This is a genomic window from Ruoffia sp. FAM 26255 (genome assembly GCF_045528525.1).
In the GTDB taxonomy this organism is placed as follows: Bacteria; Bacillota; Bacilli; order Lactobacillales; family Aerococcaceae; genus Ruoffia; species Ruoffia tabacinasalis.
Genome location: NZ_JBGQQX010000030.1, coordinates 1 through 21,792, shown reverse-complemented (window position 1 = coordinate 21,792; position 21,792 = coordinate 1). Strand labels below are relative to the sequence as shown.

General features: G+C 36.7%; 20 protein-coding genes and 1 other annotated feature. Of the genes, 18 read left to right on the top strand and 2 right to left on the bottom strand.

The window, feature by feature from the left end; translation table 11 throughout:
- Positions 1-100 precede the first annotated feature (100 nt).
- From ACEN31_RS07115 to rpmA, 6 genes are all read left to right on the top strand, one after another.
- Positions 101-1,468: a Sapep family Mn(2+)-dependent dipeptidase gene (locus ACEN31_RS07115; protein WP_407109033.1), complete on the top strand. Its 1,368-nt coding sequence runs from the start codon at positions 101-103 to the stop codon at positions 1,466-1,468.
- Positions 1,469-1,484: 16 nt separating this feature from the next.
- A complete protein-coding gene (locus ACEN31_RS07110; RefSeq protein WP_407109032.1) occupies positions 1,485-2,462 on the top strand; it encodes a dipeptidase in 978 nt (325 codons plus the stop codon).
- A 9-nt stretch (positions 2,463-2,471) separates the two neighbouring features.
- A complete protein-coding gene (locus ACEN31_RS07105) occupies positions 2,472-3,098 on the top strand; it encodes a DUF1054 family protein (protein ID WP_407109031.1) in 627 nt (208 codons plus the stop codon).
- Between the two features lie 61 nt (positions 3,099-3,159).
- Positions 3,160-3,235: a sequence feature (ribosomal protein L21 leader region), on the top strand.
- Positions 3,236-3,277: 42 nt separating this feature from the next.
- A complete protein-coding gene (rplU, locus tag ACEN31_RS07100) occupies positions 3,278-3,586 on the top strand; it encodes a 50S ribosomal protein L21 (RefSeq protein WP_138403602.1) in 309 nt (102 codons plus the stop codon).
- 2 nt (positions 3,587-3,588) lie between these two features.
- Positions 3,589-3,936 carry a ribosomal-processing cysteine protease Prp gene (locus ACEN31_RS07095; RefSeq protein WP_138403601.1) on the top strand — a complete coding sequence of 116 codons (348 nt, stop codon included), beginning with the start codon at positions 3,589-3,591 and terminating at the stop codon, positions 3,934-3,936.
- Positions 3,937-3,949: 13 nt separating this feature from the next.
- A complete protein-coding gene (rpmA, locus tag ACEN31_RS07090) occupies positions 3,950-4,240 on the top strand; it encodes a 50S ribosomal protein L27 (protein WP_197105071.1) in 291 nt (96 codons plus the stop codon).
- Positions 4,241-4,742: 502 nt separating this feature from the next.
- Here rpmA and ACEN31_RS07085 read toward each other — a convergent pair.
- Positions 4,743-6,284 (bottom strand): ATP-binding cassette domain-containing protein, encoded by a 1,542-nt coding sequence (locus ACEN31_RS07085; RefSeq protein ID WP_407109030.1) that lies wholly within the window; start codon positions 6,282-6,284, stop codon positions 4,743-4,745.
- A gap of 361 nt (positions 6,285-6,645) precedes the next feature.
- On the opposite strand from ACEN31_RS07085, the gene ACEN31_RS07080 reads away from it, so the two are divergent.
- Positions 6,646-8,991: an ATP-binding cassette domain-containing protein gene (locus ACEN31_RS07080; protein ID WP_407109029.1), complete on the top strand. Its 2,346-nt coding sequence runs from the start codon at positions 6,646-6,648 to the stop codon at positions 8,989-8,991.
- Positions 8,992-9,298: 307 nt separating this feature from the next.
- Here the strand turns inward: ACEN31_RS07080 and ACEN31_RS07075 are convergent, their stop codons facing one another.
- Positions 9,299-10,522: an NADH-dependent flavin oxidoreductase gene (locus ACEN31_RS07075; RefSeq protein WP_407109028.1), complete on the bottom strand. Its 1,224-nt coding sequence runs from the start codon at positions 10,520-10,522 to the stop codon at positions 9,299-9,301.
- Between the two features lie 163 nt (positions 10,523-10,685).
- On the opposite strand from ACEN31_RS07075, the gene ACEN31_RS07070 reads away from it, so the two are divergent.
- From ACEN31_RS07070 to ACEN31_RS07020, 11 genes are all read left to right on the top strand, one after another.
- Positions 10,686-11,474 carry a hypothetical protein gene (locus ACEN31_RS07070; protein ID WP_407109027.1) on the top strand — a complete coding sequence of 263 codons (789 nt, stop codon included), beginning with the start codon at positions 10,686-10,688 and terminating at the stop codon, positions 11,472-11,474.
- A gap of 18 nt (positions 11,475-11,492) precedes the next feature.
- Positions 11,493-12,632: an anhydro-N-acetylmuramic acid kinase AnmK gene (anmK, locus tag ACEN31_RS07065; protein ID WP_407109026.1), complete on the top strand. Its 1,140-nt coding sequence runs from the start codon at positions 11,493-11,495 to the stop codon at positions 12,630-12,632.
- A gap of 170 nt (positions 12,633-12,802) precedes the next feature.
- Positions 12,803-13,123: a PTS lactose/cellobiose transporter subunit IIA gene (locus tag ACEN31_RS07060; RefSeq protein ID WP_407109025.1), complete on the top strand. Its 321-nt coding sequence runs from the start codon at positions 12,803-12,805 to the stop codon at positions 13,121-13,123.
- 19 nt (positions 13,124-13,142) lie between these two features.
- Positions 13,143-13,466, top strand: a complete 324-nt coding sequence (locus ACEN31_RS07055) for a hypothetical protein (protein WP_197105078.1) — start codon at positions 13,143-13,145, stop codon at positions 13,464-13,466.
- A 12-nt stretch (positions 13,467-13,478) separates the two neighbouring features.
- The gene (locus tag ACEN31_RS07050; protein ID WP_138403544.1) at positions 13,479-13,796 is read left to right on the top strand and encodes a PTS sugar transporter subunit IIB; all 318 of its coding nucleotides are present in this window, start codon (positions 13,479-13,481) and stop codon (positions 13,794-13,796) included.
- A gap of 12 nt (positions 13,797-13,808) precedes the next feature.
- Positions 13,809-15,158 carry a PTS sugar transporter subunit IIC gene (locus ACEN31_RS07045; RefSeq protein ID WP_407109024.1) on the top strand — a complete coding sequence of 450 codons (1,350 nt, stop codon included), beginning with the start codon at positions 13,809-13,811 and terminating at the stop codon, positions 15,156-15,158.
- Between the two features lie 66 nt (positions 15,159-15,224).
- Entirely contained in the window at positions 15,225-16,319 is a 1,095-nt protein-coding gene (locus ACEN31_RS07040; protein ID WP_407109023.1) for a DUF871 domain-containing protein, read from the top strand.
- A 26-nt stretch (positions 16,320-16,345) separates the two neighbouring features.
- Positions 16,346-17,197 carry a MurR/RpiR family transcriptional regulator gene (locus tag ACEN31_RS07035; RefSeq protein ID WP_407109022.1) on the top strand — a complete coding sequence of 284 codons (852 nt, stop codon included), beginning with the start codon at positions 16,346-16,348 and terminating at the stop codon, positions 17,195-17,197.
- Between the two features lie 146 nt (positions 17,198-17,343).
- Complete coding sequence (gene ppdK / locus ACEN31_RS07030; RefSeq protein ID WP_407109021.1) at positions 17,344-19,965, top strand: pyruvate, phosphate dikinase; 2,622 nt, start codon at positions 17,344-17,346, stop codon at positions 19,963-19,965.
- A 34-nt stretch (positions 19,966-19,999) separates the two neighbouring features.
- Entirely contained in the window at positions 20,000-20,620 is a 621-nt protein-coding gene (locus tag ACEN31_RS07025; RefSeq protein WP_138403539.1) for a helix-turn-helix transcriptional regulator, read from the top strand.
- The gene (locus tag ACEN31_RS07020; protein ID WP_407109020.1) at positions 20,620-21,456 is read left to right on the top strand and encodes a pyruvate, water dikinase regulatory protein; all 837 of its coding nucleotides are present in this window, start codon (positions 20,620-20,622) and stop codon (positions 21,454-21,456) included. Before ACEN31_RS07025 ends, ACEN31_RS07020 begins: the two co-directional genes overlap by 1 nt.
- Positions 21,457-21,792 lie beyond the last annotated feature (336 nt).

Below are 21,792 nucleotides of genomic sequence, written 5' to 3'. Positions count from 1 at the left end.
TTTTTTTAAATTAATATAAATATGTTAAACTTATTAAGAAAGTAAGCATTTTTATCATATTTATAATTGAAGATAAGTATTTACGGGAGGATTTGGTTGAATGGATTTAGCAGAACGAATTAAACAATGGACAGAACAGCACAATGACATGATTATTGAAGGAATGGTTGACTTATTACAGATTCCTACAATATATGAAGAAGAAACTGTCTCCGAAAAAGCACCCTATGGTGAAGGAATCGCGGACGGACTTGCTTGGATGAAGGAAAGAGCCGATCAAGATGGCTTTAACACTTTTAACGATAAAGGCCAGTATTTAGTTATCGAACTACCTGCATCTGAAAAGACTGACAAACGTATTGACGTTGTTGGACACATGGATGTCGTTTCAGTTGGAGATGGTTGGAATTACGATCCATTTGGAGCAGAAATTGTAGGAGATCATCTCTACGCACGTGGTGCTCAAGATATGAAAGTGGCTGTTTGGTTGTCATATGTATCTTTACTATTGATTAAAGAAATGGATTTAACTTTAACCCATAATTTACGTCTCGTAGTAGGTACGGATGAAGAGAGCTCATTCGAAGACATTGTATACTATGTTGAACAAAATGGCTTACCGAACTTTATGTTTACACCAGATTCATCATTCCAAATAACACTTGGTGAAAAAGGGGATGCAGCCTTTTCATTAGACGGGCAAATTCAATCAACGATAGTTGACACAATCGAAACATTTAATTCTGAAAATGCGATTAATGATCGTGTGGATGTCATTCTTAAAGAAGAAGCGATTGATAAAGTCACTGCAGCATTAGAAGAATTAACGTTCAAACATGCGTTAGTAGGCAATAGTCTGACAATTTATGGGAAATCAGCTCACAGTTCAAAGCCGGAATTAGGAGAAAATGCACTCGCCCACTTATTCAAATTGCTGGCTGAGAAATTAGATGAAGAATGGGCAGTGCCATTCAATGCCGCTTTTAATGATTACAACGGCGCTGGTTTAAACTTAAAACCACATTATGAACCTATGGGTTCACCTACAGTGAATCCATCTCAATGCCATTTAACTGATGGCGAACTTAGACTTGTTGTGGATATTCGTTTCCCTAATCCGGTGACGAAAGCCCAATTACAAGCAACTTTAGAAAGTAAGTTTCCAAACTTTATTATTGGGAATCATTTCCACTTCCCACCTACTGAAATTTCAATGGATAATCCTTATGTAAATCAATTAATGGGAGTTTATGATGATTGGATTGCAGAGAATCAGCCTGCATTTTATAGTGGGGGCATTACTTATGCCAAATTATTCCAGGGGGTTGGTGTCGCATTCGGAATCACATACTTAAATGATGGTATGGAAAACCGCGCACATCAGGCAGATGAATACTTTAATTTATCCGCTATGCCGACTGTTCTTGGAGCTTTAACTGATGCAATGGTTCGTTTAGTTCAATTATAGAAAGTAGGGTTTATGTATGAAGTTCATTGATTTACATGCAGACACACTCATGCATACGTCGTTAACGGGTGTCGATTCCTTAATGCACAATTCTCAAACTCACCTTGATATTCAACGATTAAGTCAAGGTGGAGCGATGGCACAATTTTTAGCTGTTTTTATGCTAAATGAAGCCATCATTAAAAAGCAAAATAGACCAATAATTAGTGATAAAGAATACATTGATCAACTATACAATCATTTACAAGAAAGCATTGAAAAGTATAACAATAGTATCCAACTCGCAACGAATTATGAGACACTTGAAAGCAATCAAATGGCAAATAATATCTCGATATTCTTAACTTTAGAAGATGGTAGACCGATTGGTGAAGATCTCACTCGCTTAGAAAATTTATACGAGATGGGCTTTAGATTAGTCACACTAACTTGGAATAAAGAAAATTCCATTGGTTACCCGAATAGTTTTGACAAAAACGATATGCGAAAAGGCTTAAAGAAATTCGGCTTTGAAGTCATCGAATTAATGAATAGCCTTGGCATGGTAATTGATGTCTCGCATCTGTCTGATGGTGGGTTCTACGATGTGATTGAAACTTCAAACAAACCAATTATTGCGAGTCATTCGAATGCAAGAGCCATATCGTCGCACCCAAGAAACTTGTCAGACGATATGATCAAGAAAATCGCTGAGTCTGGTGGAGTCATTGGTTTGAATTTCTTAGGTAATTTCCTAAATAAAGATATCACTCAAAATCAATCGACCATTAAAGTGATGATTGAACATTTAAACCATATTCGTAATATTGGTGGTGCAGAAGTCCTCGCCTTAGGAACAGACTTTGACGGCATGAGTGGTGAGTTAGAAATTGATGGACCAGATAAGATGAATCTGTTATTTGATGCCTTATGGCATTCAGGCTGGGATTATGGAACTATTGAAAAATTTGGTTTCCAAAATGCCATGCGTGTAATTAAAGATGTAATGAAATAGGGGAATATGATGGAATATATTTTTACTGAAGAGGAATTCAATCTCTTCAATGTTAAAGGTTTAGATACACAAATGCCTATGATTCGCTCAAAAATTCAACCATTATTTAGATATTATGGTCGGTTTGTTTCAGAGCATATTCAAACAAAGTTGAATTTAGCTGAGCCATTGCCAGTCCATGTTGCCAAGCATATCCAACGCTCAGTTCACGAGCTAGAATCAACTTGGTGTGCCATTGGCGGAGATAACCGTGGTTATAAGAAATATCCTCATTTTCAAATTGGTATTAACGGGGAGTATTTCTTCATTATGTTGTCTTTTATTGATAATATTTTGCATCAAAATGATATCGCAAAACTCTTTAAAGCCGATATTGAAGCGTTTCAATCTTTACCTGAGGATATAATGATCATACCCGATCACACAAAACTGGCTTATGAATCTATTCTTGAAGCCGATTTAGAAAAGTTATTTGAGCGTCTTGAAAAAGTTAAAAGTGCAGAATTTATGATTGGGAGAATTGAACCTAAGATAAACCACCAATTACAATCTGAAGAAGACTATAAAGTTTGGCTAGCAAAGACAGTTGATGAGTTTTTACCCATGTATCAAAAAGCAATGAAATTTTATGAATAATTAATAAAAATAGTTGACGCTCATCTATTATTTTGCTATGATACTACTGTTGTATTTGTGCACCCATCTGCAACCGCACATCTTAAGTATATAAGTGATGGAAACATCCACTTAAAATGGCGAGTCTCGGTGTAGGAGTAAGTGATTACTCTGACAATAAAAATATAGGAGGTGCTTGAATGTACGCAATTATTAAAACTGGCGGAAAACAAGTAAAAGTTGAAGAAGGACAAACAATCTTCATTGAGAAGTTAGACGTTAACGAAGGTGACACAGTCACTTTTGATGAAGTTGTATTAGTAGGTGGAGAAGACACTAAAATTGGTGCTCCATTTGTAGAAGGTGCTACTGTTGAAGCGACTGTTGAAAAACAAGGACGCGGTAAAAAAGTAACAATCTTCAAATACAGACGTCGTAAAGACTCTCATACTAAACAGGGTCACCGTCAACCGTATACAAAAGTTACAATTAACTCAATTAACGCATAATAATGATTAACATATCATTTTATCGCGATACTCATAAGCACATTAAACAAGTCTTAATGACGGGTCACGCAGGTTATGCAGATCCAGGTTATGATATTGTTTGTGCGGCAGTATCGAGTCAAGTTATTTCAGTTGAGAATTCATTAGTTCAATTATTGAATATTGAAGTTGAAACAGAAGTAAACGAAATTGAGGGAGGTTACTTAAAAGTAACGCTACCTTCAAATTTAAGTAAATCAGTGACTCATGATGCGCAGTTATTACTTCAACATTTGCATTTTGCATTTGAAGTGCTGGCAGAGAGTTATCCTGAATTTATAAATATATACGAAAAAGAATTCATATCATAGGAGGTGCATTGGAATGTTAAAACTTAATTTACAAATGTTCGCTACGAAAAAAGGTGGAGGTTCGACACAAAACGGTCGTGACTCAATCGCTAAACGTTTAGGTGCGAAAGCATCTGACGGACAAACTGTTACAGGTGGATCAATCATTTTCCGCCAACGTGGAACTAAAATCCACCCAGGTAACAACGTAGGTCGTGGTGGGGATGATACATTATTCGCACTAGTTGACGGTGTTGTTAAATTTGAGCGCAAAGGGCACAGCAAGAAACAAGTTTCTGTATACCCTGCAGTTCAAGAAGCTTAATTACCATTAATTAAGAATCAATTGAAATAAGCCAGTTTAGACGAATTAAAAGTCTAAACTGGCTTATTTTTTTTGCTTTGTTTTGAGGAGTAGGTTTGCTGATTAAATCAAGTATAAATGCCGTAATCAAGCATTCGAAAAAGAATTCGAGTGCATGTTTAGTCGTAATCAAGCACTCAAAAAGAATTCGAGTGCATGTTTAGTCGTAATCAAGCATTCGAAAAGAATTCGAGTGCACGATTAGTCGTAATCAAGCACTCAAAAAGAATTCGAGTGCACGATTAGTCGTAATCAAGCATTCAAAAAGAATTCGAGTGCACGATTAGTCGTAATCAAGCATTCGAAAAAAATCTGAGTGCGTGTTTAGCCCTATATACTGGTCCTATGAACATGGACAATCAGAGCCACACTCATTTCATTCGTGAACTAAGTTAATTTCTGTCATAATAATCGTAGACTCATATATATAAATCAAAATCTTATGAAGACTAGCCAAAATACTCTACTCCGCCAACATATCACTCCGATCAACAAAGCCATCTGGAGTCAATTCGACAATCCGATTACACACAGCTTGTAAAAAGCGCCGGTCATGCGACACTGTGATGATTACGCCAGGAAAGTCCTTAAAGACCTGCCTTAATTCACCCTGCGATGTGGGTGAAAAGTTTCTTGACGGCTCATCTAATAACAAAACATTTTGTCTCTGTAGATCAAATTTTAGTAAGAAAAGTTTAGCTCTTTGGCCACCAGAAAGGGCTTTGATAGAATGCGACATTTCATCAGGCAGAAACTTCATGCTGCCTAAGTAAGTCATAATTTGTGTTCTTTCTTCAGCCGAACCAGTTTCACTTAAGAAACTAATGGGAGTATCTTCGGGTGAAAGGATGTCATCATAATTTTGTGGCATATAGCCAACTTTTACTGCTTCGGTATTCGCTAATTTTTGTACGATTTTCTTTAAGAATGTACTTTTTCCGATACCATTTTGCCCGATAATTCCGATCTTGTCAGAACCATTTACAGTCAGCTCCAGATTTTTGGCTAAAACATCGCCATCAATATCAATCGTTTCATTATATAGATGAAGAATTTGTTTACCATGTGGAACAGGCTGGGTATTCGAAAAGCGAATATCAATGGGATCTTCTTTTATTGGGACTTCTTCAAAATTTTCAGTTTCCCGGTCATATCGATTCCCCGTAGATTTGACTGCTTTCATTTTCTTAGCAAGTAATCTACCAGCGGTTGCATCATGCGCAGCTCTTAACTGTTGAGTCACGCTTTGTTCGATGCGATGGTGTCGCGCCATCTTTTTGTCGTGTTCTTCGCGCTGCTTCAAAGAAATTTTCATTTGTTGATTAAACTTAGATTCTTTTTGGCCAATGTATTCACTATAAGGTAGGTTAGCAAAGGTTGCTACAGGGCGTTCTTTGTGTTGCAATCTTTTAAGATGCAAGACACTTGTAGCAGTTTCTTCCAACAGGGCTTCATCATGGGAGATAAAGATGACCGTTTGTGTTGTATTTTTTATAAAATTCGTCAACCAATTCAAAGTTTCGATATCTAAATCATTGGATGGTTCATCTAATAGTAATAAATCACAGCCGATCATGAGTAATTTAAGAAGTTGAACTTTAATACGTTCGCCACCAGAAAGTGATTTCAGTGTTTGCTGGGAGTATAGTCTGTCAATATCAAAGGCAAGTTGACTCCCGTATTTATATAATTCAGTGTAATCAAGTGTTGCGACGTCTATATCCGCAAAGAAAAATGATTCGATCTCTTCTTGTAATAATTCTTCCGGTAGAGCTTGTGGTAGATAGCCTACTTTACTAAACTGATTGACCAGCTCACCAGAAATATCTAAGTAACTGTGGATGTGATTTTGTTGTAAGATATAGTGCAGCAATGTTGATTTACCATTACCTTCTTGTCCAATAATCGCGAGTTTATCACCCGAATTCACCACGAAGTTGACATTTTCCATTAAAATCGATAAATCATATCGATGTCGTATAGTTAAATTTTTAATTTGTAACATAAATATTCACCTCATATTCAAAAAAACGGCCGACTACAATGAGATTGCAGCACGGCCGTTTTTAGGAAAGGGCATATTAGTAGGCAGTTTGGTATACCAAAAAAGCCTGTAGGATGCACAATTATCATCTAAAAAAGACCGCAGAAAATAAACCTTGTGTGTCTATTTTCCTAAAGCTACTTTTTTAGATAATAATCATTTGTACACCACCTATCTTTTTATTATTCAAAATGTACCACAAAGTCAGATTTTTTACAAATATTTTCTTAAAAAGGGATTAATTAATGTAGAGTCAATAAATCAGTGGTAAAGTAAAAGGTGGACATAAATTCAATTTTAAAATATATAAAGGAAGTGAAGTATGCTAGAGTTAAAAAATCTCAAAAAAGTATACAAAGTAGGAAATACAGTTACGAAAGCATTAGATGATGTATCTGTTGCGTTTCGTCAAAAAGAATTCGTTGCAATTCTTGGGCCAAGTGGTTCAGGGAAGACAACATTTCTAAACGTGGTCGGTGGACTTGACCGCTACGATAGTGGAGATATGATTATTAATGGGCAATCAACTAAATCTTTTAAAGATACAGATTGGGATGCTTATCGAAATAACTCTATTGGTTTTGTTTTCCAGAGTTACAATTTAATTAGTCACCTAGGCATTACTGATAATGTGGAATTAGGTATGACATTAAGTGGTGTTTCGAAAGAGGAAAAACGTCAAAAAGCGGAAGATGCCTTAAGACGAGTTGGCTTAGGAGATCACTTAAATAAAAAACCAAATCAATTATCCGGAGGACAAATGCAGCGTGTAGCCATCGCTCGTGCGTTAGCAAATGATCCAGATATTTTACTATGTGATGAACCCACAGGGGCATTAGATTCAGATACTGGTATTCAAATTATGGAGTTAATTCAAGAATTATCACTAGAGAAATTAGTGATTATGGTCACACATAACCCTGAATTAGCTGAAAATTATGCTAACCGTATTATTGAATTTAGCGATGGTCAAATGGTTAATGACTCAAATCCATATGACAATACGGTTGAAGCAGATAAATTAAATTTAAAACGTACTAAGATGAGCTATTTTACAGCATTAAGCTTATCATTTAAAAATATTTGGACTAAAAAAGGACGGACGTTCCTAACTGCATTTGCATCCAGTATCGGAATCATCGGTATAGCAGTCGTCTTATCTTTATCGAATGGATTCCAAAAGCAAATTGATCAAACACAAGCAGAAACATTAGCGCAGTTTCCAATTACGATTTCTCAAATTGCTCAAGATACGTCTGCTGAGAATCTGACGAATATTCAAGATAGCAGCGAACCTTTTCCTGAGACATCGGAAGTAGTCGCAGATGTGGATCCAAGAGAGAATTTACAACATATTAATCCAATTGATGAAGAATTTATTGATTACGTTGAAAATATTGATCCGGATTTGAGTCAACATATTAACTATGCGCGTAGCACGCAATTGAATTTAATGCGCGAGATTGATGGCGAGCCACAAGTGGTTCAGTTTTCAAATGTTGATAGTGAAAATCAAACCACCGGTGATATGATGAATATGGTCTCAAGTATGACCGGCGTTGGAGTCTCAACATTCCCACATAACTTAGATTCCGGCAACAATACATTCTTACAAGATAACTATGATGTACTTTCTGGAAATTATCCAGCCAATGAAAATGAAGTCGTCCTAATTGTCGATGAGAATAACGAAGCAAACTTACATGGCTTAAATAATTTAGGCTTTGAAGTTGAAGAAGGCGATGCTATTCCTTTTGAAGATATTGTAGGAACTGAAATAGCTTTAGTTTATAATAATGCTTACTATGAAGAGTTACCAACAGGTAATTATGTACCAAACCAAGATTTAGAAGAGGTTTACAATAATGAAACTAACGAAACAATCACAGTTTCAGGCGTTCTTCGAATTAAAGAAGACTCACCAATGGACTTATTAGCTCCAGGTATTGCGTACAGTGATTTACTCGCTCAAATAGTTGTAAACGAAAATCAAGAATCTGATGTCGTTCAAGCACAAGAAGAATCCGATGTTAATGTGATGACGAATGAACCTCTAGAAGGTGAATCAAAAGATCAATTAATGACTTTCTTAGGTGCCAATGAAATACCAAATACAATTATGATTTATCCAAACAACTTCGAAGCTAAAGATGAAGTCCTAGCTTATCTTGATGAATTTAATGAAGGTAAAGATAATGAAGATAAAATCATTTACTCTGACTTAGCTGGTACGATGACAGAGTTAACGGGTGGCTTAATGGATGCGATCACGTATGTGTTAATCGCCTTTGCTGCTATTTCATTAATTACAAGTATGATTATGATTAGTATAATTACTTACACGTCTGTACTTGAAAGAACGAAGGAGATTGGTGTACTGAAAGCCTTAGGTGCTCGTAAGAAAGATATCACACGCGTATTTGATGCTGAAACATTAATTCTTGGAGTCTTCTCAGGTGTTATAGGAATCGTCGTCGCTTACTTACTGACGTTCCCAATAAACTCAGTAATCGAATCGTTGACGGAATTACCTAATGTTGCCCAACTAGATCCAGTGCATGCACTTGTATTAGTAATCATCAGCACGATCCTAACTGTATTAGGTGGACACATTCCTGCTAAAATGGCAGCCAATAAAGACGCGGCGATTGCTTTACGAGCAGATTAATCGATTTATGGTTGGTGAGCGATACTATGGAAACTCAAAGTGACGCTTTTCGCTCAAAAGCGATACTATGAAAACTCAAAGTGACGCTTTTCGTTCAGAAGCGATACTATGAAAACTCAAAGTGACGCTTTTCGTTCAGAAGCGATACTATGAAAACTCAAAGAGACACTTTTCGTTCAAAAGCGATACTATGAAAATTCAAAGTGTCACTTCCACCCAAAAAATCAATAAATTAAGTAGGAATCATATTAAATTTCCTGCCTAAACACAAAAACGACTCAACCGCATAGGATTGAGTCGTGTTTTTCTATTTAAACTCTTTAAAATAACTCGTTTCGTTTTGTTCAGTAAGTTTACGTAATTCATCTCGTGTTTCTAGAGGTAACGATCCACCGAAGTCCATAAACTCGACTAAATCTTTGAAAGCGCGTCTTGGAATCGCCAAATCAGCCAGCTCGTCTAATTCAAAACCAAGTCCGATGTCATCTTCTTTACCATTTTCTAATTTTTGAACAAAATCTGGTTCAGTAACAAACACAGATGACATTCCGATCATGTCAGCATTTTCTAAAGCTTCTAGTGCTTTATCGGGGTCATTAATCCCACCTGTTGCGATTACTGGAACACGTCCATTAATATGATCATAAACTGCTTTGTTAACTAATTCGCCTTCGTGTTTTCCAGCGCGGGCAGTTGCTTTATAAATGTCGCGTCCCCAGCTAGCAATCGCATAGTATTGAATATCTGACACTTCTAATAGCCAATCAAAATATTGATTAAACTCATCTACAGTATAGCCAACTTCAGATCCACGCGTTTCCTCAGGTGTTCCTCTAAAGCCAAGAATAAAGTTTTCAACACCTGACTCATCAATAGCACCTTGAACAGCTTTCATTACTTCAACACCGAAGCGAGCACGATTTTCTAAAGATTGAGAACCGTATTCGTCATCACGTTCATTTGAGAAAGGTGAGAAGAATTGTTGTGGTAATAGACGCTGAGCATTCGAAATTTCAACTCCATCAAATCCTGCTTCAATGGCACGGCGTGTCGCGTCTGCATATTGTTGAATCACGTGGTTAATTTTACGTTTAGACATGGGTAATACTTCATGTTCGACCGGAGTTTTTAAACTCATATGGCTCGGTCCATATACAACACCGTAATCACGTAAGGTTACTTTAGCAAAACGACCAGCGTGAGTTAATTGTAGAATAGCTTTCGCACCATCTTTTTTCATGGACTCTGCCCATTTTGATAAACCATAGATGTAACTGTCGTCACGGACACTCGGTCCAAACTCGAACAATTGCGCATAATCTTCGATATATGCAGCAGTAGTTATTTGTAGGGGCGCAGATTTACTTCGTCTTTCTGCATAGAGCGTTACTTCTTCAGTTACATAACCTTCTCGAGAAGATGCGTTCGTTGTTAATGGGTTTAATGAGAAACGGTTTGCAATCTCGATTCCATTAGGTAAACGCAAGGGTTCGAAAAGAGGGGCATATTTTTTGTTAATTTGGTTAGACATTAGATCCTCCTATTAATTTATATTATATCAATTGTATCATAGAGATAATAAAGCGACCACTCACACGCTTACACAATAACTCATATTAGTACCACTATGAAAGGGATTTCAGTATAATAAAACAAGATATGTTGCTGCTTTATATGGAAGGGTGGAAATAAAAATGAAAAATATGAAAAAAGGTTTAGTCATGTTACTCCTATTCACGATGTTTGGTCCCCTAATAAATCATGTTCATGCAACATCAGAAACAACAAGCACAGACTTTGAAATGATACCTGAATGGGCACTCACATTATTTGAAGACACAGCTCAGGAGAATAAAATGTTAGATCAAGCTTGGGAAGATTATCAAACTGCTATCGAAGAGTATCAATTAGCAGATTTAGAAACAATGGATCCAGGAACATCTTACACTCAAGTTCTTGAAACATATAATCCAGATGAGGATATTGAAGTTGCTGAGGAATCGGCAGAAGATGGAACTGCAACGATTAGTTTTATTTATCGGGCTGAAGAAGGGGATTTAAATCCGACCACCGGTATTGAAGACTGGGCTCAAGTTGATTTTTATTTTATGAATGAGAATTTAATTTATACGGGGATTACCACTTTATCACTTGCCTTTATGGCAGACGGATTAGTTTCAACTACTGACCATTCAGCTCTAGTATCTGACAATGCAAGTGTGGATGAATTGGTTGAGGTTGAAAATTTTGAATTAAATGGGTTTGGACAAATAAAAGTAGACGGTGAGTATGCGTACGGAGTAGGCTATCCAAAAGAGTCAACAAATATTGGCGAAGGTGGTTTATTAATTATTCAAGATGGGCAAGTTGTGGGTGACTCAACAGCTACTTTTGAAGATTTAATGGCCTATAGTTTTTCAGGATTCATATATTTAATGCTTGTTTCGCAAGTGGATAATCAAGTCTTTGAACCTGCGCAATAAATAAAGAGGAGGTCGTTTATGCTTTCAGTTGGAATTATGTCGGGGACATCTTTAGACGGAATTGATGTCGCTTTATGTGAAATATTAGGCTCCGGAACGGATACGAGTGTGCGTTTAATTGAATTTGATACGTATGATTTACCTCAAGCAATTCAAGAAAAAGTTCGTCAATGTGCTGCAAATGAGTTCATTCGACCAGCCGATTTGTCATCGCTAAACTTTGAATTAGGTGAATTGTTTGCTGATGGAGTTAAACAAATTTGTCAAAAAGCTAGGATCGAAACAACTGAGTTGGACTTTGTTGCCAGTCACGGTCAAACAATTTACCACCATCCTTTTCCTAATAATGAATACGTTGCAAATACAATGCAATTGGGTGAAAGTGGCGTCATCGCAGCACGTTGTGGCTGTACAGTGATTAGTGATTTTCGCGTGATCGATGTTGCATTAGGTGGGCAAGGAGCCCCTTTAGTTCCATATTCTGAGTACGTAGTGTACGCAGATAAGAATAAATCCAGAGGTTTACAAAATCTTGGTGGCATAGGAAATATTACAATCGTCCCAAATACAATGGATTCCAACGATATTGTAGCATTTGATACAGGACCAGCAAATATGATGATTGACTCGGCAATGAAACATTATTTTCAGAAAAACTATGATAAAGGGGGAGAATCAGCCTTGAGTGGTGAATTCATTCCTCAACTCCAAGCTGAATTGAAAGGTCATCCATATTTAAAGTTACCCATTCCAAAATCAACAGGTCGAGAAATGTTTGGCGATGATTATGTGGCGTCTATATTAGAAAGATATAAATCAAGTAAAGCAGAAGATGTCGTGGCGACACTAACTTGGTTCACAGCGTATTGCATCAGTTATCACTACTACGAATACGTAGAGAAAATACATACTCTCGATGAATTAATCATTTCTGGTGGGGGAAGTCATAATAAAGCCATAAGAAAGTACTTGTCAGAATTAATGCCAGAAGTGTCTATTTTAGTTCAGGAGGATATTGGGTTCAATTCAGATGCGAAAGAAGCGATTGCGTTTGTTATATTAGCCAACGAAACTCTTCATAAACAACCGTCAAATGTCCTAAGTGCCACTGGCGCTTCAAAACCAGCCATCTTAGGTAAAATTCAATACGCACCTTAAATATTATAATAGCTCAACAAGCTCAAAATCTTGTTGAGTTTTTTTGCTGATTATTGAAGAAAATTTCATTTATTTTTAAAATAAACGAAATGATATTTCAATTTAAGTAAATGTATGTTATTATCAATGTGTGAAAACGCATTCATTAAAAATGAGACAGGAGCGATGAAATGGAAGAAATTATTTTCGAGATTATTTCTAATGGAGGCAATGCGAAGTCATTAGCCTATGAAGCAATCGAAGCGTCAGAAAAAAGGGAGTACGAGAAAGCCGAGGAATTACTTGTTGAGGCGAATGAGTTTTTGAAAAAAGCACATAAAGTACAAACAAGCATTATTACGGATGAAGTGAATGGAAACCATATTACGGTTTCAGTTTTATTCGTCCATGCCCAAGATCACTTGATGACTGCGATGGAAGTAAGGGATTTAGCGAATATACTCATTAGACAGAATAAACGATTGAATGAGTTGGAGAAGAAATTAAGTTAAGCATAAAAGGTGAAAGGTGATGATGATGGCTAAAAACAAAGCAGAAACAAAAGCAAGAACGCAAGTTCCAACACTCAGTTTCAAAAATGCCTTTTTACTGATGTTGTATATATTTATAATATTTACCATTGGAATGACTATTATTGAATACATTCCAAGAAATATGCTTTTAGTAGTAATTACACTATTAAGTCTAGTCATTGGTTATGGTATAGGTTTTATCCAAGAAAAAATTCAAAACAAAAAGAAACTAGGTAAAGCTTTTCTTTGGTTAGGGGGCGTGTTTTCAGTCTTAGCTTTTGTCATGTTATTTGGAATTTATTATGCTGCTGTCTTATTTTAAGGAGGAATTAGAATGAAAATATTATTAGTTTGTGCCGGTGGAATGTCGAGTGCCATTGCTGCGAAGTCGTTGAAAGAAGCAGCTCAAAAAGATGGTTTGGATTTTGAAGTTAATGAAATAAGTACTTCTGCCTTTTCTGATGAAGTAGGAAGAGAGTATGATTTAGCATTAGTAGCACCGCAAGTGCGTCACAGATTTGATACGTTTAAAGCAGACGCTGACAAAGCCAATGTGCCAATCTTATTAATTGCACCTAAAGGTTATTCACCCATCGGTGGGAAATTTTTATTAGAGCAAATTAAAAAAGAAGCCAGTGATTTATTCAACTAAGGAGGATAAAAAATGTTTGAAAACATAGCGAATTGGATTGATTCACATCTTTCGACACCGATGGCAAAATTAGGTGAGCAACGTCACTTAAGAGCCATTCGTGATGGTATTGTTGCGACATTACCGATCATTATTGTTGCTTCTATGTTTATGGTTATTGCCTTTTTACCAAACTCATTACCTGAATCATGGGGTATTTCAAATTGGATTATGGAGAATCAATTCAAGATTCTATTACCTTATAGAATGTCAATGTACATTATGACCTTATATGCTGTCTTTGGAATTGGGTATTCTTTAGCAAAATCTTACGAATTAGATGGTTTATCAGGCGGGATTTTAGCAGAATTAGCTTATCTATTAACTGTCATCCCGGTGATGATACCTGCAGTCACTGATGGCGTGACTGAATTAGCTACACAAAACCCTGAATTGGCAACTTATTTAGAACAAATTCCAGCTGGCTTTAATATTCCAATGGCAAACCTTGGATCCGGTGGGATGTTTATCGGGATACTGAGTGCCTTCTTTGCCGTCGAAGTGTATCGATTTACTCAACGGAGTGGTTTCAAGATTTCTATGCCAGAACAAGTTCCTGCTTCAGTGGCGCGTTCATTTGAAGCCCTAACGCCAACAGCTATTATTCTAATTGTCGTATCAGCAATTACAATGTGGATGGAAATTGATGTTCACGGAATTATTGCCACAATTATGGAACCACTTATTTCAGCTTCTGACTCATTAGGTTCGGTATTACTATTAACGTTCTTAACGAATTTCTTCTGGATCTTTGGTATTCATGGTGCATCCATTGTTGGATCTTTAGCTCGACCTTTATGGTTAGTCCTTTTAGAGCAAAATACAACCGCATTAGCTGCGGGTGAAGCCATTCAGAATACAGCTCCAGAGCCATTTTATCAATGGTTTATCTATATCGGTGGTGCAGGAGCAACGATTGGTCTTGCATTATTACTTGCGTTCGCAACTAAATCTACTTATGGGAAAACCTTAGGTAAAACAGCGTTAGTTCCAGCAATCTTTAATATTAACGAGCCATTAATCTTCGGGGCACCAGTTGTCTTGAACCCAACATTAATGATTCCATTCACGGTTGCTCCAATGGTGAATGCTGTAATTGCCTGGTACGCAACAGAATGGGGATTTGTCAGTCGAACAGTCGCAAGTGCACCGTGGACGTTACCTGGCCCAATAGGAGCCTTCCTTTCTATGGGGAATGACTGGAGAGCAGCAGTACTAAATATTGTCTTAACACTCATCGCTGTCTTAATTTATTATCCATTTGTTCGTACTTATGACAACCAATTATTAGCCGAAGAACAACAAGATACAAGCGCAGAATAAAATATCATCACACATTCAAACGTCCTACTAATCTAGGGCGTTTATTAAGTAAAAAGGTAGGTAATTATGAGAAAACTAGGAATATCAATTTATCCAGAAAAAGATGACAGTCAACGTATCAAAGAATATATTAAAGCCGCTTCAGAAAGTGGCTTCAGTCGAATCTTTTCATGTCTTCTATCAGCTGATGGTGACAAAGATCAAATCATATCTGAATTTATAGAAGTGAATCAGTATGCTAAAGACCTTGGCTTTGAAATTATTGTTGATGTGGCCCCTCGTATCTTTGAGAAGTTAAACATAAGTTATGATGATTTATCATTCTTTAAAGAGATTGGGGCAGATGGCTTGCGTTTAGACATGGGCTTCACCGGAAGTGAAGAGGCTTTAATGACTTTTAATGAGCAAGATTTGCTGATTGAGATTAATATGAGTAATAATGTACATACGATTGATACCATCATGGACTATCAACCTAACCAATATAATTTAATCGCTTGTCATAACTTTTATCCACACCGTTATAGTGGTTTAGGAATCGATTTCTTCAAAGCATGTACAAAGCGATTTAGCCAATATGGGTTAAGAACGGCAGCCTTTATTACAAGTCAGAATAAAGATACATATGGACCTTGGCCAGTCACGGATGGTCTGCCAACATTAGAGATTCATCGGGAATTACCTTTAGATGTTCAATTAAAACATTATATTACATTGAACCTAATCGATGATATAATTATATCTAACTGCTTCCCAACAGAGGACGAATTACAAAAAGTAAAAGAATTAGATCTAACAATGCCGGTATTTAACGTTGATCCAATTGAGAATTTACCTGAAACTGAAACAGCTATTTTATTCGATACATTGCACTTTAACCGAGGCGATATCAGTGAAAATATGATTCGCTCTACCCAAAGCCGAGTAAAATACAAAGGACACCAGTTTGATGTCATAAATCCAGTAGAAGTCATCCGACGAGGTGATGTCATTATTGAAAGTAGTGAGTACGGACATTATGCTGGAGAATTACAAATTGCCCTCAAGGATATGAAAAACAGCGGTAAGAGTAATGTTGTAGGAAGAGTAAGAGAAGAGGAAATGTTTATCTTAGATGATATAAAACCTTGGCAAAAATTTAAACTTCAAGTAAATCGTTAATATTATAGAAAAGTGGTGTGGATTGTTTGGCTGAGACAAATATTATTGGCTTGATAAAATCAATCAAAGAGAGTTTACCTAAGGCGGAAAAGAAGATTGCTCAAGCAATTATAGATGCACCAGAAGACACAATCTATCTTTCAGCTAAGCAGTTGGGAGAAAAAGCGGGTGCCAGTGCTCCAACCGTGGTTCGTTTTTGTAGACGCTTAGATATTGATGGATATACCCAGTTGAAACTAATGATTTCCAGCGAATTATCAAAATTAACCGATTCAGGTTACTCTGATATAAGTGAGGATGCGAATTTTTATGAAATTAAAGAAAAATTATTGGGAAATGCGCATCAATCTTTAGTTGATACAACATCATTAATTAAAGAAGAAGAAGTCAATGCTTCCATTCAGCAAATTGAAGAGGCAGATGTTATTTATGTATATGGAGTGGGATCCTCTCACCTCGTGGCAGAGAACTTTTCCCAAAAGTGGCGCCGTATTGGCAAGATAGCGATTGTTGAAAAAGATGCACATGTGATGATTACTCTCATAACAGGGAATCAACAAAAGGCTCTGTTCGTGGGTATATCTAACTCGGGTGAAACAAAAGAAGTGATAAAGTTAATGCAACTTGCAAATAAAGCAGGTTGTCAGACGATGGCGATTACACAGTTTGGAAAGAATAGTTTATCTGAGGAAGCCGACGTAACAATACGTCATGTTAGAGCGAATGAACAATTATATCGTAGCGCGGCGACTGCTTCTTTGCATGTACAGTTTTATGTCGTGGATATTTTATTTCATACTTATGCATCAAAACATTATGAAGATGCGATTGATCGAATTTTGCTTTCGCGTAAAGCGATTAAAGATTACAATGACTAATTGTTTAACAGCCTATGCTTTGAGCATAGGCTGTTTCTTTATACGAAACAATATATATGTTGCACTCAATCATCATATGTCTTTTATATAATGCGTATTATATAATTCTTATTACGACGCATTAAATAATTTAGGAGGAATATATTATGCAACATGTATACGATTTTAATGAAGGAAGTCTAGAGATGAAAGAGTTATTAGGTGGTAAAGGGAGTAATTTAGCTGAGATGACGCGCTTAGGTTTACCAGTACCTAAAGGCTTTGTCATAACGACGGCAACATGTATCGATTACTTGGAACAGGGTGAGGAATTGGATACAAGGACACAATCAGAGATAAATGCTGCATTAATTCGCTTGGAGGAAAGTTCAGAGAAAGGTTTTTCGGACACAGAAAATTTACTCTTAGTTTCAGTTAGAAGTGGTGCGACGATTTCAATGCCAGGAATGATGGATACAATATTGAATGTAGGCTTGAATGATGCGAACGTTGCCCGCTTTGCACAAATCACACAAGATGAACGCTTTGCTTATGATTGTTATCGTCGACTTCTGCAAATGTATGGAAATGTTGTTTATGGTATTGATATGAAACACTTTGATAATATCTTAAATCAAGTTAAAAGAAATAAACGTTATAGCCAAGATTTCGAATTAACAGCTGAGGATCTAAAAGCTATCATTGACCAGTATAAAGATATCTATATGGAGATAGCGGGGAAAGCATTCCCACAAGATGTCAAAGCACAAATTATGGGTGCGGTTGAAGCGGTGTTTAAATCATGGAATAATGATCGAGCCAAAATTTACCGAAAATTAAATAATATTCCAGATTCAATAGGAACGGCAGTAACAATTCAAGAGATGGTCTTCGGTAACAAGAACGAAGAAAGTGGTACGGGTGTTCTTTTCACAAGAAACCCATCAACAGGAGAAGACCAATTATATGGCGAATTCCTATTGAATGCTCAAGGTGAAGATGTAGTGGCTGGAATTCGCACACCCATCTCTATTAATCGTTTAAATGAAAGTATGCCAGAAATCTATACTGAATTACTAGACATGACTAATAAATTAGAACAACATTACAAAGACATGCAAGATGTGGAGTTTACAATCGAAGACCGAAAGTTACATCTACTGCAAACTCGTAATGGAAAGAGAGGGGCTAAATCAGCGTTCAAAATCGCCGCCGATTTTGTTAATGAAGGCATCTTAACTAAAGAAGAAGCCTTGTTAACGATTGATCCTGAATCGATTAATCAACTATTACATCCAACTTTTGATGAGAAAGACTTAGCTCAAGCTGAATTAGTGACAGACAATGGTCTGCCAGCGAGTCCAGGAGCAGCGACGGGGCACATAGTATTTGACGCTGAAACAGCGAAAGAATGGTCGGAACTAGGTAAACCTGTCATCTTAGTGCGTCATGAAACTTCACCCGAAGATATTGAAGGGATGAGTGTCAGTGAAGCAATCGTTACAAATCATGGTGGGATGACTTCTCATGCAGCTGTCGTTGCCCGAGGTATGGGGAAATGTTGCGTAGCAGGTTGTGATGTACTTGAGATTAATGAGGAGCAGAAATCTCTACGTTATCCTGGTGGTAGTTTAATTGAAGGGGATATCATCTCAGTCGATGGGGACACAGGTTCACTCTATGTCGGAGCGATTCAAACGCGAAATTCAGATTTAGATGAGAATTACCATACTGTGATGTCTTGGGCAAATGACATTGCGACAGTAAAAGTTCGGATGAATGCAGAGACTCCTTTAGATATTCAAGCTGGTTTAGATTTTGGTGCGACAGGAATTGGACTCGTTAGAACTGAGCACATGTTCTTTCAACCAGAACCTTTGAGTGAATTACGTCGCTTTATCCTTTCTAACAGTGATAACGAAAGAAAAGATGCATTAGAATCGATTTTAATCCATCAACAAAATGACTTTAGAGAGATTTTTGAATTGATTCAAGATAAACCAACAGTCATACGTCTACTTGATATGCCATTACATGAATTTCTACCTAATTCAAAGCAAGACATTGAAATCGTTGCGAGCCAACAAAACGTTTCAGTTGAAGATATTTCGCAAAGGCTGACAGGTTTGAAAGAATTAAATCCAATGCTCGGACACCGTGGTTGCCGCTTAGCTATGACTTACCCAGGATTATATTTGATGCAGGCAGAAGCAATCATGTTAGCAGCTATTGAATTAAATAATAAAGATATAGCCGTTAAGCCTGAAATTATGATACCATTAGTAAGTACAGAGCGTGAAACGGCTTACTTAAGAGAAATTATCCAAGAGCGCATTGAAGCTCTATTAGAAGAACATCAAGTTCAATTAGCGTATACAATTGGAGCGATGATTGAAACACCTAGAGCAAGTTTAATTGCGGATAAAATTGCGCAACACAGTGACTTCTGTAGTTTTGGTACAAATGATTTAACACAAATGGCCTTTGGTTATTCTCGTGACGATGCAGGAAAATTCTTAAACCAGTATGTGAATGAAGGTGTACTCGCCTATGATCCATTTCAACGCGTGGATGAAGAAGGTGTAGGTGCATTACTCCAGATAGCGATTGAAAATATTAAGAAGGTAAACTCAACAATGAAATTAGGTATTTGTGGTGAGCATGGTGGAAACCCGAAATCAGTAGAATTATTTGCTTCATTAGGCTTTTCTTACGTGTCATGTTCACCTTACCGAATTCCAATCGCTCAAATGTCAGTAGCTCAAAGCGCAATCAAATTAAAACAATAAGCACGTTAGTAAGATGATAAAGTGAGGGACTAATATGAATTTCACACAACGGCAGAAACAAATTGTTGAAATTGTTAAAAGTAAAGAACCGGTAAGTGGTGATGTTATTGCTGAAGAGCTTGGTTTAGCAAAGTCGACGTTGAGAAGTGACTTGGCTGTCTTAACAATGACCGGGGTTCTGGATGCTAGACCGAAAGTCGGTTATATCTATTCAGGACTGGAACCTCAGTCACTTTTGTTTGAGCAATTTAATCAGTATAAAGTGGCGGACGTGATGATTCAACCCGTCATTGTTTACCCGGATACAATGGTAAATGATGCGATTACTTCATTATTCATGTACGATGTTGGTTCACTTTATGTAGCGGATTCAACGTCTAAAAGTCTCATCGGAGTTGTATCAAGAAAAGACTTACTAAGAAGTTTGATTGCAGGTCAAGCAGAGAAGACCGCCGTCGCAATTGTCATGACCCGTATGCCTAACATCATTGCGGTTACACCAGAAATGACGGTGCTGAAAGCAGCGGAATTAATATCCAATCATCAGATTGATTCTTTACCTGTAATTAGTTCAGACGATCAAGTTATTGGCAAGATGTCTAAGACGAATATAATTGATTTACTAGTTGAGTTAAGTTCAGAGGAGGATGCTTAATGCAAGAAAAAAATCACCAAACATTTTATGTTATATCAGATTCAGTTGGAGAAACAGCGATTAGGGTAACAAATGCCGCACTTGCACAGTTTCCGACTTTCACTGATTCAAGTGTTAAGCGATTTCCATTTATTAATACGTTAGAAGAATTAACTGAGATTTTAGAAGATGCACTAAAGCATCATGCCACAGTCGTTGCAACCTTAGTTAATGAAGACTTGCACCATTTTACACAGGAATTCACTCAAAAGAATGACTTGTTTTACTTTAATCCGATTCATGGTTTGATACAGCATATTTCAACGATCACTCACAAAGAACCGAGTGAACAGAGTGGAAGTTTACATAATTTGGATGATCAATACTTCAAACGAATTCAAGCCATTGAATTTGCGGTCAAATATGATGACGGTCAAAACCGACGCGGCTTTAAATTAGCTGATATCGTTATCTTAGGCGTTTCTCGTTCATCTAAGACTCCTTTAAGTATGTATTTAGCTAATAAAGGCTACAAAGTTGCGAATCTACCCATCTTTCCTGAGGCCAACATACCACAAGAAATTTTTGAAATTCCAAAAGAAAAGATATTTGGCTTATCAGCGTCGCCTAAATACATTAGTGACATTCGTAAAGGAAGAGTGAAGTTTCTAGGTCTAGATGAGAATGCGACCTATTCAAGTCTTGATCGTGTGAAAACTGAATTAATGTTTGCGAACGATTTATTCGATAAAGTTGACGCACATATCGTCAGTGTAGAAAATCAATCTATCGAAGAAATGGCCGAACATATTATACAAGAATATAAGAAATATCAATTGTATGAAACTGAGAAATAAACACGAGAACCAGCGATTTATAGCTGGTTCTTTTATTTTTAGATAATAAATCGTATTCATAGATTTATTTGAATGGTTTACTTGAATTTATATAATAACTCGCTTATAATTAACAAGCCTGAATAATTCATAGCTCTATAATTTAAGCTGGTTTCTTGAATAAATTAATCGTTCTTGGAAAAATTGGGAATTTTTCTACAAAATAGTGCGTTCTCGAAGTAGATTTTAACTAAATGAACCTTCTTACGATTCTCTTGTTTGTTTGAAGGCATACTTCTCCCTTGTAGACGATTGATTCAAAAAATTAACGTGATGACTGATTTAAATCCATTGACT

Excerpts from the sequence above, each read along its gene's own strand:
- ACEN31_RS07110 (WP_407109032.1), top strand. The coding sequence starts at position 1,485 with ATGAAGTTCATTGATTTACATGCAGACACACTCATGCATACGTCGTTA.
- rplU (WP_138403602.1), top strand. The coding sequence starts at position 3,278 with ATGTACGCAATTATTAAAACTGGCGGAAAACAAGTAAAAGTTGAAGAA.
- rpmA (WP_197105071.1), top strand. The coding sequence starts at position 3,950 with ATGTTAAAACTTAATTTACAAATGTTCGCTACGAAAAAAGGTGGAGGT.
- ppdK (WP_407109021.1), top strand. The coding sequence starts at position 17,344 with ATGCAACATGTATACGATTTTAATGAAGGAAGTCTAGAGATGAAAGAG.
- ACEN31_RS07105 (WP_407109031.1), top strand. The coding sequence starts at position 2,472 with ATGGAATATATTTTTACTGAAGAGGAATTCAATCTCTTCAATGTTAAA.
- ACEN31_RS07075 (WP_407109028.1), bottom strand. The coding sequence starts at position 10,522 with ATGTCTAACCAAATTAACAAAAAATATGCCCCTCTTTTCGAACCCTTG.
- ACEN31_RS07040 (WP_407109023.1), top strand. The coding sequence starts at position 15,225 with ATGAGAAAACTAGGAATATCAATTTATCCAGAAAAAGATGACAGTCAA.
- ACEN31_RS07055 (WP_197105078.1), top strand. The coding sequence starts at position 13,143 with ATGATGATGGCTAAAAACAAAGCAGAAACAAAAGCAAGAACGCAAGTT.
- ACEN31_RS07070 (WP_407109027.1), top strand. The coding sequence starts at position 10,686 with ATGAAAAATATGAAAAAAGGTTTAGTCATGTTACTCCTATTCACGATG.
- ACEN31_RS07080 (WP_407109029.1), top strand. The coding sequence starts at position 6,646 with ATGCTAGAGTTAAAAAATCTCAAAAAAGTATACAAAGTAGGAAATACA.
- ACEN31_RS07050 (WP_138403544.1), top strand. The coding sequence starts at position 13,479 with ATGAAAATATTATTAGTTTGTGCCGGTGGAATGTCGAGTGCCATTGCT.
- ACEN31_RS07045 (WP_407109024.1), top strand. The coding sequence starts at position 13,809 with ATGTTTGAAAACATAGCGAATTGGATTGATTCACATCTTTCGACACCG.
- ACEN31_RS07115 (WP_407109033.1), top strand. The coding sequence starts at position 101 with ATGGATTTAGCAGAACGAATTAAACAATGGACAGAACAGCACAATGAC.
- ACEN31_RS07095 (WP_138403601.1), top strand. The coding sequence starts at position 3,589 with ATGATTAACATATCATTTTATCGCGATACTCATAAGCACATTAAACAA.
- ACEN31_RS07060 (WP_407109025.1), top strand. The coding sequence starts at position 12,803 with ATGGAAGAAATTATTTTCGAGATTATTTCTAATGGAGGCAATGCGAAG.
- ACEN31_RS07020 (WP_407109020.1), top strand. The coding sequence starts at position 20,620 with ATGCAAGAAAAAAATCACCAAACATTTTATGTTATATCAGATTCAGTT.
- anmK (WP_407109026.1), top strand. The coding sequence starts at position 11,493 with ATGCTTTCAGTTGGAATTATGTCGGGGACATCTTTAGACGGAATTGAT.
- ACEN31_RS07025 (WP_138403539.1), top strand. The coding sequence starts at position 20,000 with ATGAATTTCACACAACGGCAGAAACAAATTGTTGAAATTGTTAAAAGT.
- ACEN31_RS07085 (WP_407109030.1), bottom strand. The coding sequence starts at position 6,284 with ATGTTACAAATTAAAAATTTAACTATACGACATCGATATGATTTATCG.